At 67.6% G+C, this 16,760-nt stretch carries 19 protein-coding genes; 9 read left to right on the top strand and 10 right to left on the bottom strand.

What is annotated here, in order from left to right:
* Positions 1–39 precede the first annotated feature (39 nt).
* Entirely contained in the window at positions 40–951 is a 912-nt protein-coding gene (locus ACYKG1_RS02390; RefSeq protein ID WP_478471739.1) for an MBL fold metallo-hydrolase, read from the top strand.
* A 313-nt stretch (positions 952–1,264) separates the two neighbouring features.
* Here the strand turns inward: ACYKG1_RS02390 and dinB are convergent, their stop codons facing one another.
* Positions 1,265–2,359 (bottom strand): DNA polymerase IV, encoded by a 1,095-nt coding sequence (gene dinB, locus ACYKG1_RS02385; protein WP_478471737.1) that lies wholly within the window; start codon positions 2,357–2,359, stop codon positions 1,265–1,267.
* A gap of 191 nt (positions 2,360–2,550) precedes the next feature.
* Here dinB and fabA point away from each other — a divergent pair, with 191 nt between their 5' ends.
* Positions 2,551–3,066: a 3-hydroxyacyl-[acyl-carrier-protein] dehydratase FabA gene (fabA, locus tag ACYKG1_RS02380; protein WP_100471165.1), complete on the top strand. Its 516-nt coding sequence runs from the start codon at positions 2,551–2,553 to the stop codon at positions 3,064–3,066.
* Positions 3,066–4,274 (top strand): beta-ketoacyl-ACP synthase I, encoded by a 1,209-nt coding sequence (fabB, locus tag ACYKG1_RS02375; RefSeq protein ID WP_100471164.1) that lies wholly within the window; start codon positions 3,066–3,068, stop codon positions 4,272–4,274. Before fabA ends, fabB begins: the two co-directional genes overlap by 1 nt.
* A 112-nt stretch (positions 4,275–4,386) precedes the next feature.
* On the opposite strand, the gene ACYKG1_RS02370 is transcribed toward fabB, so the two are convergent.
* The 3 genes from ACYKG1_RS02370 to ACYKG1_RS02360 are packed head-to-tail and all read right to left on the bottom strand — an operon-like array spanning position 4,387 to position 6,829.
* On the bottom strand, positions 4,387–5,070 hold the full coding sequence (locus ACYKG1_RS02370; protein WP_262083022.1) for an HAD family hydrolase: 684 nt from the start codon (positions 5,068–5,070) through the stop codon (positions 4,387–4,389).
* On the bottom strand, positions 5,067–5,768 hold the full coding sequence (locus tag ACYKG1_RS02365; RefSeq protein WP_262083021.1) for a pseudouridine synthase: 702 nt from the start codon (positions 5,766–5,768) through the stop codon (positions 5,067–5,069). Before ACYKG1_RS02365 ends, ACYKG1_RS02370 begins: the two co-directional genes overlap by 4 nt.
* Positions 5,765–6,829: a class I SAM-dependent methyltransferase gene (locus ACYKG1_RS02360; RefSeq protein ID WP_100471161.1), complete on the bottom strand. Its 1,065-nt coding sequence runs from the start codon at positions 6,827–6,829 to the stop codon at positions 5,765–5,767. Before ACYKG1_RS02360 ends, ACYKG1_RS02365 begins: the two co-directional genes overlap by 4 nt.
* Positions 6,830–6,986: 157 nt before the next feature.
* On the opposite strand from ACYKG1_RS02360, the gene ACYKG1_RS02355 reads away from it, so the two are divergent.
* Positions 6,987–7,250 (top strand): hypothetical protein, encoded by a 264-nt coding sequence (locus ACYKG1_RS02355; RefSeq protein ID WP_005407925.1) that lies wholly within the window; start codon positions 6,987–6,989, stop codon positions 7,248–7,250.
* A 49-nt stretch (positions 7,251–7,299) separates the two neighbouring features.
* Here the strand turns inward: ACYKG1_RS02355 and ACYKG1_RS02350 are convergent, their stop codons facing one another.
* Complete coding sequence (locus ACYKG1_RS02350) at positions 7,300–7,593, bottom strand: DUF3247 family protein (protein ID WP_100471160.1); 294 nt, start codon at positions 7,591–7,593, stop codon at positions 7,300–7,302.
* Positions 7,594–7,636: 43 nt separating this feature from the next.
* Positions 7,637–9,625 carry a hybrid sensor histidine kinase/response regulator gene (locus ACYKG1_RS02345; RefSeq protein ID WP_478471734.1) on the bottom strand — a complete coding sequence of 663 codons (1,989 nt, stop codon included), beginning with the start codon at positions 9,623–9,625 and terminating at the stop codon, positions 7,637–7,639.
* A 243-nt stretch (positions 9,626–9,868) separates the two neighbouring features.
* On the opposite strand from ACYKG1_RS02345, the gene ACYKG1_RS02340 reads away from it, so the two are divergent.
* On the top strand, positions 9,869–10,432 hold the full coding sequence (locus ACYKG1_RS02340; protein WP_100471158.1) for a DUF3016 domain-containing protein: 564 nt from the start codon (positions 9,869–9,871) through the stop codon (positions 10,430–10,432).
* Between the two features lie 88 nt (positions 10,433–10,520).
* On the opposite strand, the gene alr is transcribed toward ACYKG1_RS02340, so the two are convergent.
* Entirely contained in the window at positions 10,521–11,588 is a 1,068-nt protein-coding gene (gene alr, locus ACYKG1_RS02335) for an alanine racemase (protein ID WP_100471157.1), read from the bottom strand.
* Positions 11,567–12,871 carry a D-amino acid dehydrogenase gene (locus ACYKG1_RS02330; protein WP_100471156.1) on the bottom strand — a complete coding sequence of 435 codons (1,305 nt, stop codon included), beginning with the start codon at positions 12,869–12,871 and terminating at the stop codon, positions 11,567–11,569. Before ACYKG1_RS02330 ends, alr begins: the two co-directional genes overlap by 22 nt.
* Before the next feature lie 149 nt (positions 12,872–13,020).
* Here ACYKG1_RS02330 and ACYKG1_RS02325 point away from each other — a divergent pair, with 149 nt between their 5' ends.
* Positions 13,021–13,500, top strand: coding sequence for a winged helix-turn-helix transcriptional regulator (locus ACYKG1_RS02325; protein WP_005407919.1), 480 nt, complete (start codon positions 13,021–13,023; stop codon positions 13,498–13,500).
* Positions 13,501–13,564: 64 nt separating this feature from the next.
* Here ACYKG1_RS02325 and ACYKG1_RS02320 read toward each other — a convergent pair whose 3' ends face one another.
* Positions 13,565–13,738, bottom strand: coding sequence for a lana protein (locus ACYKG1_RS02320; protein WP_088023914.1), 174 nt, complete (start codon positions 13,736–13,738; stop codon positions 13,565–13,567).
* Positions 13,739–13,882: 144 nt separating this feature from the next.
* Complete coding sequence (locus ACYKG1_RS02315; RefSeq protein WP_478471731.1) at positions 13,883–14,257, bottom strand: classical arabinogalactan protein 4; 375 nt, start codon at positions 14,255–14,257, stop codon at positions 13,883–13,885.
* Positions 14,258–14,396: 139 nt separating this feature from the next.
* Between ACYKG1_RS02315 and msrB the strand changes: the two genes are divergently transcribed.
* The 3 genes from msrB to motB all read left to right on the top strand — a co-directional run bounded on the left by msrB (position 14,397) and on the right by motB (position 16,752).
* A complete protein-coding gene (msrB, locus tag ACYKG1_RS02310; RefSeq protein ID WP_005415117.1) occupies positions 14,397–14,864 on the top strand; it encodes a peptide-methionine (R)-S-oxide reductase MsrB in 468 nt (155 codons plus the stop codon).
* A 91-nt stretch (positions 14,865–14,955) separates the two neighbouring features.
* Complete coding sequence (gene motA, locus ACYKG1_RS02305; RefSeq protein ID WP_005407915.1) at positions 14,956–15,810, top strand: flagellar motor stator protein MotA; 855 nt, start codon at positions 14,956–14,958, stop codon at positions 15,808–15,810.
* Positions 15,811–15,813: 3 nt separating this feature from the next.
* A complete protein-coding gene (motB, locus tag ACYKG1_RS02300) occupies positions 15,814–16,752 on the top strand; it encodes a flagellar motor protein MotB (RefSeq protein ID WP_100471154.1) in 939 nt (312 codons plus the stop codon).
* Positions 16,753–16,760 lie beyond the last annotated feature (8 nt).

The following is a 16,760-nucleotide window of genomic DNA, read 5'->3' as shown; positions in this document are numbered from 1 at the left end:
GCAGCCGGGCATTGGCTCGGCGCTACACAAGGAATTCCGATGCGTACCGCTGCCCTGCTGCTTCCCCTCGCCCTTGTCGCTGGCTTCGCCAGTGCGCCGCTGCTGGCGGCGCCGGCCGCTGCCGCTCCGGCCACGGCGACGAAATCCCAATTGCACCTGCAGACCTTCCATCCCGGCCCGCAGGCGATGTTCTCGGTGTCCTCGGTGCTGATCGAAGGCCGCCACGACGCGATCCTGGTCAATGCGCAGTTTGGTGCCAGTGACGCGCGCAAGCTGGTCGCGCTGATCCGCGCCAGCGGCAAGCAGCTGACCACGATCTACATCAGCCACGGTGATCCGGATTACTACTTCGGCCTAGCCACCGTGCAGGACGCGTTCCCGCAGGCACGCATCGTCGCCACCGCGCAGACCGTCGCCCACATCCAGCAGACCCAGGCCGGCAAGCTGGCCTACTGGGGGCCGAAGATGGGTACCGACGTGCCCGCGCGCATCGTGGTGCCGCAGGTGCTGGACGACGATGCCCTGCAGCTGGAGGGCCAGCGCCTGCCGCTGATCGGCCTGGATGGCCCGACCCCGGACCGCACGGTGCTGTGGGTGCCGTCGCTGCGCGCGATCGTCGGTGGCATTCCGGTGGTGGCCGGTGAACACGTGTGGATGGCCGACACGCAGACGCCGAAGTCGCACACCGACTGGCTGCAGACCCTGCAGCGGCTGCAGGCACTGAAACCGAAGGTGGTGGTGCCGGGGCATTACGCGCCGGGTGCGGCGCTGGATGCCAGTGCGTTGCGCTTCACCGCGGACTACATCCGTGCGTTCGACGCCGAGACGGCAAAGGCCAAGGACAGTGCGGCGCTGGTGAAAGCAATGCAGGCACGCTACCCGAAGCTGGACGGCGCGGCATCGCTGGAACTGAGTGCGAAGGTGGCCAAGGGCGAGATGCAGTGGCCATGAGCTAGGCGGTTTTCTTTTGCAGGGCTGCGCCCTGCACCGGCAGAGGCAACAGCAACAGCCGAAGCAACAGCAGAAGCTGGTTTCCTGAGGGTGGGCGGGGTGGGTCCGGTTGCGGGGGGCGCTGCAAGTACGTCCATGTAAGCTCGGTCGCCGCATCCATGCGGCTCACGCCCCCCGCAACCGGACCCACCCCGCCTTCGATAGTTTCCCGCTAACTGTCGGAACCTGCTGCTGATGGTGGGTGCCGACCGTTGGTCGGCACGGGGTCGGATTCCGTTGCTACGCAACGGGCTCTGACCCCACTGTTTGATGATTAGGTATCTGTGGGATTGTTCATGTCGTGCTCGAACAACTCCCCCTGCACCACCGGCTCCTTTTCGCGGAAGCCACCGAGGCCGACACCCACCAGCCGGTAGCGGGTCTCCGCCGGCAGGTCGACGCGGGCGCGCAGGGCCAGGGCGATGTCGCGCAGTTCTTCCATCGACTCGGGCGGGCGCTCGGGGGTGAAGCTGCGGGTGAGGATGCGGAACTGCGCGGTCTTCAGCTTCAGCACCACGGTGTGGCCGACACGCTCGGTCTTGCGCGTGGCATTCCAGGTCTTCTCCGCCAGCTGCACGATCGCCTCGCCGAGGTCTTCCAGCAGCAGGTCCTCGGCGAAGGTGTCCTCCGAGGAGATCGACTGCACCTGCTGGTCCGGCTCCACCGGCCGCTCGTCGATGCCACGTGCACGGTTGTACAGGCTGCGACCGAAACTGCCGAACGCCTCTTCCAGATCGATCAAGGCCCACTGCCGCAGATCGCCGCAGGTGACGATGCCACGTGCGGCAAGTTTTCCTTCCATCACCTTGCCGACGCCGGGCACCCGGCTCACCGGCAGTGGCAGCAGGAAGGCGTCCACCCGCTGCGGCGGAATCACGAACTGGCCGTCGGGCTTGCGCCAGTCCGAGGCGATCTTGGCCAGGAACTTGTTCGGCGCGATCCCGGCTGAAGCGGTCAGGTTCGTCTCCTCGCGGATCTGCGCACGGATGGTGCGGGCGATGTCGGTGGCCAGTTCGATGCCGCTCTTCGGCTCGGTCACGTCCAGGTAGGCCTCGTCCAGCGACAACGGCTCGACCAGGTCGGTATGGCGCAGGAAGATCCCGCGTACCTGCTGTGACACCGCCTTGTAACGTGCGAAGTCCGGCGGCACGAAGATCGCGTCCGGGCACAGGCGCTCGGCACGCACGGCGGGCATCGCCGAACGCACGCCGAACACGCGTGCCTCGTACGAGGCCGCGCACACCACCGAGCGTGCGCCGCGCCATGCCACAACCACCGGCTTGCCGCGCAGTGACGGATCGTCGCGCTGCTCCACCGACGCGTAGAACGCGTCCATGTCAACGTGGATGATCTTGCGCAGTCGGGTCATGTCAGGCGGAAAAGGCGGGGGCGTGCCGAACGGGCCACACGCCGAAGTATGGTCGTTGCACATCAACAGGATGCGCGTATTCCCTTGAAAACACTACGGTTGCGTACGGTTGAAATGTTTGATCGGCACAGTTTCCACGGGCATCCTCGAGGACTTGTTTTCCCGTTTCCCCGCTTCCAGGATTGTGCTTCATGACCCGTCTCCACGCGTTCAACCGCGAACAGCTGCTGGCCAGCGCACGCGGTGAACTGTTCGGCACCGCCGCCGGCCGTTTGCCCAACGATCCGATGCTGATGTTCGACCGCATCACCGACATCCGCGAGGACGGCGGACCGCATGGCAAGGGCATGGTACGCGCCGAGCTGGATATCCGCCCGGACCTGTGGTTCTTCGGCTGCCACTTCATCGGTGACCCGGTGATGCCCGGCTGCCTGGGCCTGGATGCCATGTGGCAGCTGACCGGCTTCTTCCTGACCTGGCTGGGCGCCCCGGGCAAGGGCCGCGCACTGGGCTGCGGCGAGGTGAAGTTCACCGGCCAGGTCCTGCCGGAGGCCAAGCGGGTGCGCTACGAGATCGACATCAGCCGGGTCATCAACCGCAAGCTGGTGATGGCCCAGTCGGACGCCCGCATGTACGTGGATGATCGCGAAATCTACAGCGCGCGCGACCTGCGCGTCGGCCTGTTCACTGAAACCGGGAGCTTCTGATGCGTCGCGTCGTCATCACCGGCATGGGCATCACGTCCTGCCTCGGCAATGATCTGGATACCGTTTCGGCTGCGCTGCGCGAAGGGCGCTCGGGCATCACCGCCCTGGCCGACCACGCCGAAGCGGGCCTGCGCAGCCAGGTCGGCGGTCGCGTCGACCTCGATCTGGAGGCGCTGATCGACCGCAAGCAGAAGCGCTTCATGAGCGATGCGGCGGCCTTCGCCTACCTGTCCATGCGCGATGCCATCGCCGATGCCGGGCTCAGCCCCGAGCAGGTCAGCAACCTGCGTACCGGCCTGATCGCCGGTTCCGGTGGCGGCTCCAGCGAGTGGCAGATCGGCGCGGTCGACCTGCTGCGCGAACGTGGCGTGCGCAAGGTCGGCCCGTACATGGTGCCGCGCACGATGTGCTCGACGGTCTCCGCCTGCCTGGCCACCGCCTACCAGATCAAGGGCGTCAGCTATTCGCTGTCGGCCGCCTGCGCGACCTCGGCGCACTGCATCGGCGCCGCCGCGGACATGATCCGCCATGGCGCGCAGGACATCATGTTCGCCGGTGGCGGTGAAGACCTGCACTGGTCGATGAGCGTGATGTTCGACGCGATGGGCGCGCTGTCGACCAGCTTCAACGACACCCCGGCCAGTGCCTCGCGCCCGTACGACAAGGACCGCGACGGCTTCGTCATCGCCGGTGGCGGCGGCATGCTGGTGCTGGAGGATTACGACCACGCCGTCGCACGCGGCGCACACATCCATGCCGAGCTGATCGGCTATGGCGTGACCTCCGATGGCGCCGACATGGTCGCCCCGTCCGGCGAAGGCGCGGTGCGCTGCATGAAGATGGCGCTGCAGGGCGTCGATCGCCCGCTGGACTACCTCAACACCCACGGCACCTCCACGCCGCTGGGCGACGTCACCGAGCTCAACGCAATCCGCGAAGTGTTCGGCGACGCGATGCCGCCGCTGTCCTCCACCAAGGCGCTGTCCGGCCATTCGCTGGGCGCGGCCAGCGTGCACGAGGCAATCTACTGCCTGCTGATGATGCGCGATGGCTTCGTTGCCGGTTCGGCCAACATCGGCGAACTGGACCCGAAGGTGGAGAGCTTCCCGATCCTGCGCGAGAGCCGCGAGCAGACGCTGGATACGGTGATGTCCAACAGCTTCGGCTTCGGTGGCACCAACGCAGCGCTGGTGTTCGGGCGGGTGTGATTGGGCAGGTGTGCCGACCAACGGTCGGCACCCACCTGGGCAGGGGGTGTGCCAACCAAGGTTGGCACACCCCATAGCAGTAAAGAGTGCCGACCAGCGGTCGGCACCCACCTTACCTCGGCAGCAGCGGCAGCAGCAGCGCGTGCGCGTCCACCAGCGAGCCGACGATGCGGTGGCCCAGTGCGCGCAGCTCTTCATCCGGATGCACCAGATCCGGCACCTGGATCACGGTCATGCCGGCCGCCAGTGCGGCGCGCGTGCCGGCCGGTGAGTCTTCCAGCGCCAGGCAGCGCTCGGGCACCTGGCCCAGCCGCTGCGCGGCCAGCAGGTAGATGTCCGGCGCCGGCTTCGGCCGCGCCACGTCACCACTGGTGATCACGGCATCGAAGTACGGCAGCAGGCCTGCGGCCGCCAGCTTGCGGTTGGCGCGCGGCTGCCGCGTGGTGGTCGCCACCGCACGCGGTACCGCGTGCGCCTTCAGCAGCTCCAGCAGCTCCAGGATGCCCGGTCGCAGCGGCAGCCCGGTCTGCGTGCGTGCTTCGTACAGCTCATGACAACGTGCCGCCACCGCCTCGATCACGCTGTCCTCGATGCCCTGCGCGCGCAGCAACGCGTGCGTATCACGGTCACCGAGGCCGACCATGCGCAGGAACACGGCTTCTTCCAGGCCCAGCCCGAATTCGTCGGCGGCCTCGCTCCAGCAGGCCAGCGAGACGCGCTCGCTGTCGATCATCAGGCCGTCCATGTCGAAGATGACGGCGTCGGGCAGGAACGGCAGCGCAGCGATGGTGGTCATGGAGCGAACAGCGTATCCAGGTCGGTGGAAGTGAGCTGCCGCCATTGCCCTTCGTCCAGCCCTTGCAGGTCCAGCCCGCCGACGCGGCTGCGGTGCAGGGCCTGCACGTGGTTGCCGGTGGCGGCGAACATGCGGCGTACCTGATGGTAGCGGCCTTCATGCAGCACCAGCCGCGCGCGACGCGCCTCCAGCACTTCCAGTTCAGCCGGCAGCAGGGGCGTCTTCTCGGACTCCAGCATCAGCGTACCGCTGGCGAACAGCGCTACCTCATCGCCGCGCAGGTCGTCGCTCAACTCGACCTCATAGACTTTCGGCAGCTTCGACTTCGGCGAGATGATCCGGTGCAGCAGGCTGCCATCGTCGGTCAGCAGCAGCAGGCCACTGGTCTCGCGGTCGAGGCGGCCCACCGTGGACAGCACCGGGTCGCGGTCGCGGAAGCGCGGCGGCAGCAGGTCGTAGATCAGGCGGCCGGTGTCCTTGGTCGAACAGGTGTAGCCGGCCGGCTTGTGCAGCGCGATCGACAGCCCCACCGGCGGGTCCAGCGGCTCGCCATCGACCCGGATCGCCTCGTGCGGCACCTGGTCGTCGGCATACAGCACCTCGCCGTCGGCGTCGGTGACGCGGCCTTCGCGGAACATCCACTGCACCTGCTTGCGACTGCCATAGCCCAGGTTGGCGATGTGCTTGACCAGCTTCACTTGCCCTTCCCCTTCACGGCTTCAACCAGCTTGAAGCCGTCGCGCTCGGCGACCACGCGCACCGCGCCGAAGCTGTCGTTGAGAGTGTGCTCGTACGGCAGGTGGCGGTTGGCCACCACGTACAGGCGCCCGCCCGGGCGCAGTGCCTGCGCGGCCACGGCGATGAAGCGCTGGCCGATGTCCGGGCGGTCGGCACGCGACGGCGTGTGGAACGGCGGATTGCTGATGATGACGTCGTAGCCTGGCTCGATGCCGGCGGTGACGTCCTGCCACAGGAAGCGCAGCGGGAGCGCGCGCGGCGGCGGCGCCAGGTTCAGTTCGGCCAGCGCCAGCGCACGCTGCTCGGCCTCGTACAGGTCCAGCGCAGTGATCTTCGGGCAGCGTTCCAGCAGCTCGCGCGACAGATAGCCGTAGCCAGCGCCCAGGTCGGCAGCGCGTCCGGCCAGATCGGCCGGCAGGTGCTCGGCCAGCAGCGCCGACGCCGGATCGATGCGATCCCAGGCGAACACGCCCGGGCGGCTGAGGAAGCGGCCACCCACGATCGGGCGCACCGCATCCAGCGCGGACCAGCGCTTGGCCAGGTCGGCGTCGTGCTGGCCCTGCAGCGGGGCGGTCCAGTACACGCGGCAGTGGTTCTTGGTCAGGCAACCACCGAGGCCGGCCAGCTGCTTGAGGTCGCCTTCACCGGAGCGCGCGCCTTCATTGTTGGACTGGCAGGCAACGATGCGGCCGCCTTCGGCGACCAGCGCCAGCGCGCGGGCGAACAGCGCACGGGCTTCTTCACGCTGGCGCGGTGGCAGCACCAGCACCAGCGGGTAACGGCCCTTGCCCGCCACATCATCCAGCTGGCCGCAGACGGTCCAACCGGCGGCCTGCTGCAGTGGCTGCGCGAACGGGGCAAAGCTCTGTTCGCAGTGCACCTCGCGGTTGCCGGCCGCTTCGCGCAGCGGCCAGCCATCGCGGGCACGCAGGAACGCCACCGGGCCCTCCGGCCAGCGCAGGGCGCCTTGGGAGAACGGCAGGAGCAGGGTCTGCAGGGGGGCGTCGTCGCTGGAGGCCATCGGCGCGGGTACTTCAAGCGTGAGGGCCGTCCATTGTACCGGCTTGGCCGCGCCGGCCCCGGCTGGTCGCTTTGCGAAACCCGAACGGGGCCTTGATGTGCCAGAAACATTGAAACGTTCAGGGTAGAGGCTCCCCCGGAAACCCAGGAGAACCTGCATGCGAGCCTTGTTCGTCGGTGGCGTGGTCGATAACAGCGAAATGGACCTGGAAGGCAGCCATCCGCCCGTGCATTACCCCGAGGACACCGGCGGCGGCCACTCACGCTACCGGCTGCACCAGGTCGGCCATGGCGCCGACGGCAGCGTGGCGTATGCGGTGTACGGCGCGCCGGACCTGGCCGATGACGAGGTGGCCCGGGTCGCTGAAGAACGTGCCTACGCGCGCCGGTTCGAAGCGACGCCGACGTTGTTCGAGCATTGAGCGTGAGGGATCGGCAACCGGTCGCCGGGCATGGCCCGGCGCTACCGGTTTACGCGGTCCTCGGTGGCAACTGCCGGATGCTGGCGATCTCGTCCAGCCAGACATGGTGCTGCTGCACCGGCGTATCGTAGTCATCCAGGCGCAGCTGGCCATTGCTGCCTTCGTCACCGGCCTCGTTGCGGTACTGCTGCACCGTCGGTCTCACCGCGACGGTGCCGAGCAGGCGGCGACCATCGTGCAGGGTCAGTTCCACCTGCGTTTCGCCTTCCAGCTGCGGCAGCAGGGCTTCCAGGCGCGCGATCTGCGCCGGGTCGGTATGGATGCGGGGAGCTATGCGGGACATCGGCGACCTCCTGCAGGCAGGGTCGCCGATCAGCCGTGAATGCTCAGTGCAGCGCGCTGTCCACCCGGGGTACCTGCACCTTGCGCACCGCAGCCACCAGCTGCGCCACCGAGTACGGCTTGGCCACGTGTTCCTGGAAGCCCGACGCCAGCGCGCGCCGGCGGTCATCGGCACGCGCCAGCGCGGTCACGGCCACCGCGGGCAGGGTCATGGCGTCCACGCCCATGTCCTCGCGCAGCGTACGCACCAGGCCATACCCATCCATGCCCGGCATGCCGATGTCGGTCAACATCACGTGGTACTGCAGATGGCCGGTATCGGCCAGCAGCGCCAGCGCCTCACCGGCCGAACTGGCCGCGGACACGCTGGCGCCCTGCTCTTCCAGCATGCGCCGCAGGTACTCCAGCACTTCCGGCTGGTCTTCCACCGCCAGCACGTGCATGCCGCGCAGCGGGTACGGCTCGACGATCACCGGTTCCAGGATCGGCCCGCTGATCACTTCGCGCAGCGGACGCCGCTCGGCATCGGGAATGTGCTTCGGCAGGCGCACGGTAAAGGTGGAGCCGTGGCCGTGGCCCTCGCTGGCCGCGGCGACCGTGCCGCCATGCAGTTCGACCAGCTGCTGCACGATCGCCAGGCCCAGTCCCAGTCCACCATGGCGTCGGGTGGTGGTGCCATCGGCCTGGCGGAAGCGGCTGAACAGATGATTGAGGAATTCGGGCGCGATGCCATCACCGGTATCGCGCACGGTGATCTCCCAGTGATTGCCATCGGCCCGCAGCTGCAGGTCGATGCGGCCTTCAGCCGGGGTGAACTTGATCGCGTTCGAGAGCAGGTTCCAGAACACCTGCTGCAGGCGCGTGGCATCGCCCAGCACCAGGCTGGGTTGCCCGGGCAGCTGCAGGTGCACGTCCAGCGCCTTGCCTTCGGCCACCAGTTCCTGCGCGCCGAGGGCCTCACCCAGCACCGTGCTCAGGTCCAGCACTTCCACCTCCAGCTGCACCTTGCCCAGCAGCATGCTGCTGAGGTCGAGCATGTCCGAGATCAGCCGCTTCTGCGCGCCGGCGCTGTTGGCGATCACGTTCAGGCCCTTGTACAGCGGGCTGGTGTTGTCCACGCGCTGCAGCAGCAGCTCACTCCAGCCGAGGATGGTGGTCAACGGCGTACGCAGCTCATGCGACAGCGTGGCCAGGAATTCATCCTTCAGCCGCGCCATGTTTTCCGCCGCACTGCGCGCAGCGCGCTCGGACTGCAGCAGTTCCTCGCGGGCCAGTTCGATCTCGCGGCGTTCGGTCACGTCCGGGCTGCTGCCGGCCAGGCCGATGAAGCGCCCCATGCGCGAGAAGCGCGGGCGGGCATTCATCTCCAGCCAGCGCCACTGCCCGTCGGCACGGCGCGCGCGCACCAGCGCATGCATCGAGCGCTGCGCCTTCAGCGCTTCCTGCAGTTCGTACTCGAACACCGACGCATCGTCCGGGTGCACCAGGCCACGCCAGACGTCTTCCGGCACACGCGTCTCGTCACCGCCGAAGAACTCGCTGAAGGCGCTGTTGACGAATCGGGCATGGCCGCGCTCGTCGAGCACCCACACCGGCATCGGCAGGCCATCGGCCAGCGCGCTGAAGCGGGCTTCGCTCTCGCCCAGCTCCACTTCCATCTGCTTGCGCGCGGTGATGTCGAAGAACAGGATGCCGACCTTGTCCTCGCCCGGCCGGCCCACGCGCACCGCGTCAACCGCGAACGAGCGGCCCAGCGCGCGCGCTTCCATCTCGAACTGGGCGGGGCGACCGCTGCGTGCGACCTCACCGTAGATGCGGAACCAGTCTTCCTCATGGTGCGGTTCCAGCACGCTCATGCGCTGGCCGCACGCATCCTTCAGGCCGGTGTGGCGCTCGAAGGCGTCGTTGACCTCGATGAAACGATAGTCGACCGCACGATCGCCCTCGAACAGCACCTGGATCACGCAGAAACCGGCGTTGATGCGCTCAAGCACGCCATGATGCAGGTCAGGTTCGGGCGCCGGCACCATCATCGGTGGGCGCTCCACGAGGGGCGGCAGTGTGGACAAGGGCGTCTGTGCGGGCCGGGTTGGAGGCACAGCATCTTCCAGAGGGCGTATTCACAGCGTCAAGCGCCGTCAGTCATGGTTGACGACGATGAATTGGCGGCAACCACCCTTGTGCCCGACGCATCAGGCCATTGCTGTCGCCTGAAAGCAGGATCACACTCGATCTGTGATCAACATCGCCCCATCGAGGGGACGCAGGAGACCGTCATGAAACGCTCAATCGCGATTGCCCTGTTGGCAGGGGCTCTTGTGGCGGGCGGCGCCAACGCGGCACCGCGCACCGTGACCGACCCGGAAGCGCCGCGCGCACTGCAGGCCGATGGCCCGGTCAATGTGAAGTGGGACGATCCGGCCAAATTCACCGAGATCCGCCAAAGCACCAACCGCTTCGAGGCCGAGCGTGGCGACTGGGTGCAGCAGCTGGCGCGCTACCTGCAGACCGCCGCCGCCAAGCCGCTGCAGCCAGGGCAGACGCTCGATGTGACCCTGGTCGACATCAAGCGCGCCGGTGACTACGAGCCATGGCACGGCCCGCGCGGCCGCGACATCCGGATCATGCGCGACATCTACCCACCGCGGATCAGCCTGCAGTACACGTTGAAGGACGCCAACGGACGAATCGTCAGCGAGGGCGATGCGCGCCTGAGCGACACCGGCTACCTGCACAACGTCGGCCTGAAGAGCGACAGCGATCCGCTTCGCTACGAGAAGCGCCTGATCGATGACTGGGTCAAGCGCCAGCTGGCCAGCGAGGCGACCGCTGCGCGATAAGCCCATCGGCAGGTGTCGACCTTGGTCGACACCCATTCACGGCACCGGCCAAGGTCAGCCGCCACCAGAGCCGAACGCGGGCTCGGCCCTACACGTACACCTTCGCCACGCGCTTGACCGCACACGGCAACTGGTACGCGCTCACGCCACAGCGCGGCGCCAGTTCAGACAGCGTCGGCGCAGATCCCCACAGCTCCACCACGCTGCCGATGCCGGCCTGCGCATGCGCGGTCAGGTCCACGGTCAGCATGTCCATCGACACCCGCCCGATCAGGGCACCGGGCTGATCGTCAATCAGCACCGGGGTGCCATTCGGGGCGAACTGCGGATACCCGTCGGCATAGCCGAGCGCGACCACGCCCACGCGGGTGCGCGCCTTGGCCACGAAGCGGGCGCCATAGCCCACCGGCTCACCGGCCTCGATCCAGCGCTCGGCGATCACCTTGGACTGCATCGTCATCACCGGGCGCAGGCGCCCGGTCAGCACGGTGTTGTCCGGCAGCGGATTGGCGCCGTACAGCATCAGGCCGGGGCGTACCCAGTCGCTGCGTACATCCGGCCAGCCCAGCAGCGCCGGCGAGTTGCACACGCTGGTCTCGCCCTGCAGGCCATCGATGGCGCGCGCGAAGGTCGCCGCCTGTTCGTGGGTGCGCTCGCTGTCCAGCTCGTCGGCGCGCGCAAGGTGGGTCATCAGCACGATGCGCTCGACCTGCGGTAGCGCCGACAGGCGCGCATGCGCGGCGCGGAAGCTGTCCACGTCCAGGCCGAGGCGATGCATGCCGCTGTCCAGCTTCAGCCACACCGTCAACGGGCGCGGGCTGTCGAACGCGACCAGCGCTTCCAGCTGCCACGGCGAGCCCACCGCGAACCAGAAATCGTGTTCGGCCACCAGCGCCATGTCACTGGGCTCGAAGATGCCTTCCAGCAGCAGGATCGGCGCACGGATGCCGGCCTGGCGCAGCTCCAGTGCTTCTTCGATGGTGGCCACGCCGAAACCATCGGCCTCACCTTCCAGCGCCTGCGCACAGCGCACCGCGCCATGGCCATAGGCATCGGCCTTGATGATCGCCAGGGCCTTGCCACCGCCCAGTTCACGGGCGAGCCGGTAGTTGCTGCGCAGGGCGCCCAGATCGATCAGCGCGCGGGCAGGACGCATGTGCGGTTCTCTTGTTGCGGGGCGTGACCGTACTGGCCGTAGCGGAAAATATCCAGGCCTTCAGTGCTGATCTGCGGCTGGCGCGCGCTCATCAGGTCGGCCAGGTAACGGCCCGAGCCACAGGCCATGGTCCAGCCCAGGGTGCCGTGGCCGGTGTTGAGGTACAGGTTGCGGAACGGCGTGGCGCCGATCACCGGCGTACCGTCCGGCGTCGCCGGGCGCAGGCCGGTCCAGAACTGCGCGCGCGACAGGTCGCCGCCCTTCGGGTACAGGTCGCTGACCACCAGTTCCAGGGTCTCGCGACGGCGCTGCGACAGCGACAGGTCGAAGCCGGCCACTTCGGCCATGCCACCGACGCGGATGCGGTCGTCGAAGCGGGTCACCGCCACCTTGTAGCTCTCGTCGAGGATGGTCGAGGTCGGCGCCATCGCCGGGTCGGTGATCGGCAGGGTCAGCGAATAGCCCTTCAGCGGGTACACCGGCAGGCGCATGCCCAGCGGAGCCACCAGCGCCGGTGAGTAGCTGCCCAGCGCGACCACGAAGCGGTCCGCGCTTTCCAGCTTGCCGTCGATGCGCGCGCCGGTGATGCGATCGCCATCGAACTCCAGGCCGGTGATGTCCTGGTCGAAGCGGAACTCGACGCCGGCATCCACGCACATCTGCGCCAGGCGGCGGGTGAACAGCTGGCAGTCGCCGGTCTGGTCACGCGGCAGGCGCAGCGCGCCGACCAGGCCATCGACGTGGGCCAGGGCTGGTTCGGCCTGGATGATGCCGGCGCGGTCCAGCACCTCGTACGGCACGCCGTACTGGGCCAGGATCTCGATGTCCTGCGCCGAGGCATCCAGCTGCTGCTGGGTACGGAACAGCTGCGTGGTGCCCAGGTCGCGGCCTTCGAACTCGATGCCGATCTGCGCGCGCAGCTCGTTCAGGCAGTCGCGGCTGTACTCGGACATGCGCACCATGCGCGCCTTGTTGATCGCGTAGCGCTCGTGGGTGCAGTTGCGCAGCATCTGCCACAGCCAGCGGTACTGGGCCAGGTCCATGCCCGGCTTGATCGCCAGCGGCGCGTGCTTCTCGAACAGCCAGCCGATGGCCTTCTTCGGCACGCCCGGGGCTGCCCACGGCGAGGTGTAGCCGAACGACAGCTGGCCGGCATTGGCAAAGCTGGTCTCCAGCGCCGGGCCGGGTTGGCGGTCGATGACCGTGACTTCAAACCCGGCCTGTCGCAGGTACCAGGCACTGGTGGTGCCGATCACGCCGCTGCCGAGAACTAGGACTCGCATGGGACTTCTCCAACCCGATCATTCCCTGCACTGGAGCGTGCCGGGACCACAATTGGGGAAGTATAGACAGCCAATACCAGTTGATTTGCCTGATTTGAAATCAAGCGGCAGGATGTTCTCCTGTAATTCATTCCCCAAGGTTGACGGCCATGGCCACCCGTACCCGCGAACTGGACAAGATCGACCGCAAGATCCTGCGCATCCTGCAGGCCGAGGGCCGCATTTCCTTCACCGAACTGGGTGAGCGGGTCGGCCTGTCGACCACCCCATGCACCGAGCGCGTGCGCAGGCTCGAGCGCGAAGGGGTGATCACCGGCTACCACGCCCACCTCGACCCGGCGGCGGTGAAGGCCAGCCTGCTGGTGTTCGTGGAGATCAGCCTGGCCTACAAGTCCGGTGACATCTTCGAGGAGTTCCGGCGCGCCGCGCTGAAGCTGCCCAACGTGCTGGAGTGCCACCTGGTCTCGGGCGACTTCGATTACCTGCTGAAGGCGCGGATCAGCGAGATGGCCTCCTACCGCAAGCTGCTCGGCAGCACCCTGCTGACCCTGCCGCATGTGCGTGAATCGAAGAGCTACATCGTGATGGAAGAGGTGAAGGAGACGCTGAGCCTGCCGATTCCGGATTGAGGCGTTTGCAGCAGGATGGGGTCAGAGCCCGCTGTGCGGGATCTGACCCCGGTCATGGCAACAGTCAGCGCTGCTGCGGGTGCTTCTGCGAGCGCTGCTCCTGCTGCTTGCCGCCCTTGTGCGGCTGCTGCGGCTCCATCTGTTGCTGTTGCTGCTGCGGGTTGCGACCCTGCGGTTCCTTGCCGGGATGACGGTTCTGCTGGTTTTTCATGATCGCGATCCAGTGGACGAAGGACATGCGGCGGCGGAATGCCGGCGCAGGGCCACGGTGGTCCCGGAACGGTTAATCGCAGGCGAAAAAGCAGTGATCGGCACGACGTTGTTTTCGTGCGTTCAGGCCGTACGGCGTGGTCTCGCCGCCCGCCCTGGCTGGCACCCGAAGTCAGCGCTTGATCTGCTGGCCGTCGCCGGCCGGCACGCTGTCGTAGTAGCGGCCGGTGCGCGAATCGAACACGCGGTTCGGGCCAGCCGGGCGCACACCAGGCACGATGCGGCCATTGCGGTCATAGACCTTGTCGGCCGGCTTCGGCGCCGGGGCGGGCGCAATCCGGGCAGGACCGGTGGACCTGATCGGCTGCGCCGGCTGCGGCGACGGCAGCACCTGCGGCTGCGGGCGGGCAGGCTGTGGCGGCGGTACCACCGGCGCCGGTGCCACGGTGCTCGCACTGCGGGTGGCCGTCGGGTCGGCAGTGGGCACCTGGGCCAGCGCCAACGTGGGCAACAGGGCCATCAACAGCAGGGGAAGGGTCGCTTTCATGGCACGCTCCGGCGTGGATCATATGTACCTTGCGCCTGCACCCGTGTGCCGCCCATGAACGGCCGTCACACTTGCAAGCGCGCGCCGGCACCCCCACGTTTTCCGGCATCCCAGGCCATCGACCCCACGGAGAGCCGGCATGACTGCCTTCGACCTGACGCCCCCCACTGCCACCCAGACCGAGGCGCTGATCGCCGGCCTCAGCAGCGAAGAACGCCGCGTGCTGCTGCAGCACGGGACCGAAGCGCCGTTCTGCGGCGTGTTCCTGGACAACAAGCGCGAAGGCGTCTACTGCTGCCGGCTGTGCGCGCTGCCGCTGTTCCGCTCCAGCACCAAGTTCGATTCCGGTACCGGCTGGCCCAGCTTCTTCGCCCCGTTCGACCCGGCGCACGTGCGCGAGATCCGCGATACCAGCCATGGCATGGTGCGCACCGAGATCACCTGCGCGCGCTGCGGCAGCCACCTGGGCCACGTGTTCCCGGACGGTCCGCCGCCCACCTACGAGCGCCACTGCCTGAACTCCGTCTCACTTTCGTTCACCGGCAATGGCGAGCCCTGGCCCGACCCGTTGCAGCGTGGCGGTGCAGAAAGCGGCGTGGCGGGCTGAAACACCCTGCTGACCGATTTCACAGAATTCCCTCTTCAGAAATCCGGGCGACGGGCCGACAAGGAGATATCCCCTCTCCTTGCGTCGCCCCATGCTCATCATCGTTGGATTCCTGGTCGTCATCATCAGCGTGATCGGGGGCTACCTCGGTGCCCACGGCCGCCTGGGTGCCCTCTGGCAGCCCTACGAGCTGGTCATCATCGGCGGTGCCGCGCTCGGCGCTTTCCTGGTGGGCACGCCGGCCAAGACGGTCAAGCAGACCCTGCAGGCCATGGTTGGCGTGTTCAAGGGCCCGCGCTACAAGCAGCAGGACTACATCGATGTGCTCAGCCTGCTCTATGAACTGCTCAACAAGGCCCGCCGCGAAGGCTTCATGGCGCTGGAAGACCATGTCGAACGCCCAGCCGAGAGCGCGCTGTTCGGCAACTACCCCAAGGTGCAGGCCGACCACCACCTGATCGACTTCATCACCGACTGCCTGCGCCTGATGATCGGCAGCAACATCGAGCCGCATGAGCTGGAGCCGCTGCTGGAACTGGAGCTGGAAAAGCACCATGCCGAGGCCATGGCACCGTCGCAGGTGCTGACCAAGGTCGCCGACGGACTGCCCGGTTTCGGCATCGTGGCGGCGGTGCTCGGCATCGTCATCACCATGGGCTCGATCGGCGGTGACATCGTCGAGGTCGGTGGCCATGTGGCCGGCGCGCTGGTCGGCACTTTCCTGGGCATCCTGCTGGGCTACGGCTTCGTCGGCCCGATGGCCGCCGCGATGGAGGCCCGCGCCGAGCAGGACAGCCGCATCTACGAATCGGTCAAGACCGCCCTGCTGGCCTGCCTGCGCGGCTACAACCCGAAGATCGCGCTGGAATTCGCCCGCAAGACGCTGCCGTCGAACGTGCGCCCGGCCTTCTCCGATTTCGAGCAGCACCTGAAGACGGTCAAGTAAGCCATGGCCGAGACCAAGCCCACCGTCATCGTCCGCCGGGTCAGGAAGGCCGGCCACGCCGCCCATCATGGCGGTTCGTGGAAGGTGGCCTATGCCGACTTCGTGACCGCGATGATGGCCTTCTTCCTGGTGCTGTGGCTGATGGCCACCACCAACAAGAACGACCGTGCGGCCATTTCCGAGTACTTCCGCAACCCCAGCCCGCTGAGCGGGCAGAACGCCACGCCGGCGCCCGGCATGGCCGGCCCGGGTGGCGCCAGCACCTCCATGATCAAGCTGGGCGGTGCCACCGACATCTCGCGGGGCAGCAGCAACGATCCCTTCCAGAACCAGAAGGAAGCGGTGCCGCAGCCGGTGGACCCGCAGCAGCGCGACAAGCAGCAGCTGGAAGCGCTGATGAAGGAACTGCAGGAAGCGATCAGCAGGAGCCAGGCACTGGAGCCGTTCAAGGACCAGCTGCTGCTGGACCTGACCCCGGAAGGCCTGCGCATCCAGATCGTGGACAAGCAGAACCGGCCGATGTTCGACCTCGGCAGCGCCACGCTGAAGCCGTACACGCAGCAGATCCTGCACGAGCTGGCCAACTACCTGAACCATGTGCCGAACCGGATCAGCCTGACCGGCCACACCGACATCACCGCCTATTCGGCCGCGCGCGGCTACGGCAACTGGGAACTGAGTGCCGATCGTGCCAACGCCGCACGCCGCGCACTGGTGGACGGTGGCCTGGAGGACAGCAAGATCACCCGCGTGGTCGGCCTGTCGTCGTCGGTGCTGTTCGACAAGGCCGACCCGCAGAACCCGATCAACCGCCGCATCAGCATCGTGGTGATGACCCAGGCCGCCGAAGCGGCGGCCCTGGCCGGTGCCGGCCCGCAGGTGGGGCTGTCGGCCCCCACCGCCGACCCGGACGTGCAGGCCGCGCAGGGGCCTGCGCGCTGAATCGGGGT

The sequence above is a fragment of the Stenotrophomonas sp. 85239_Sma genome, assembly GCF_056481725.1.
Note: the sequence above shows the minus strand (reverse complement) of the source record. Positions and strands in the feature narration are given on the sequence as shown.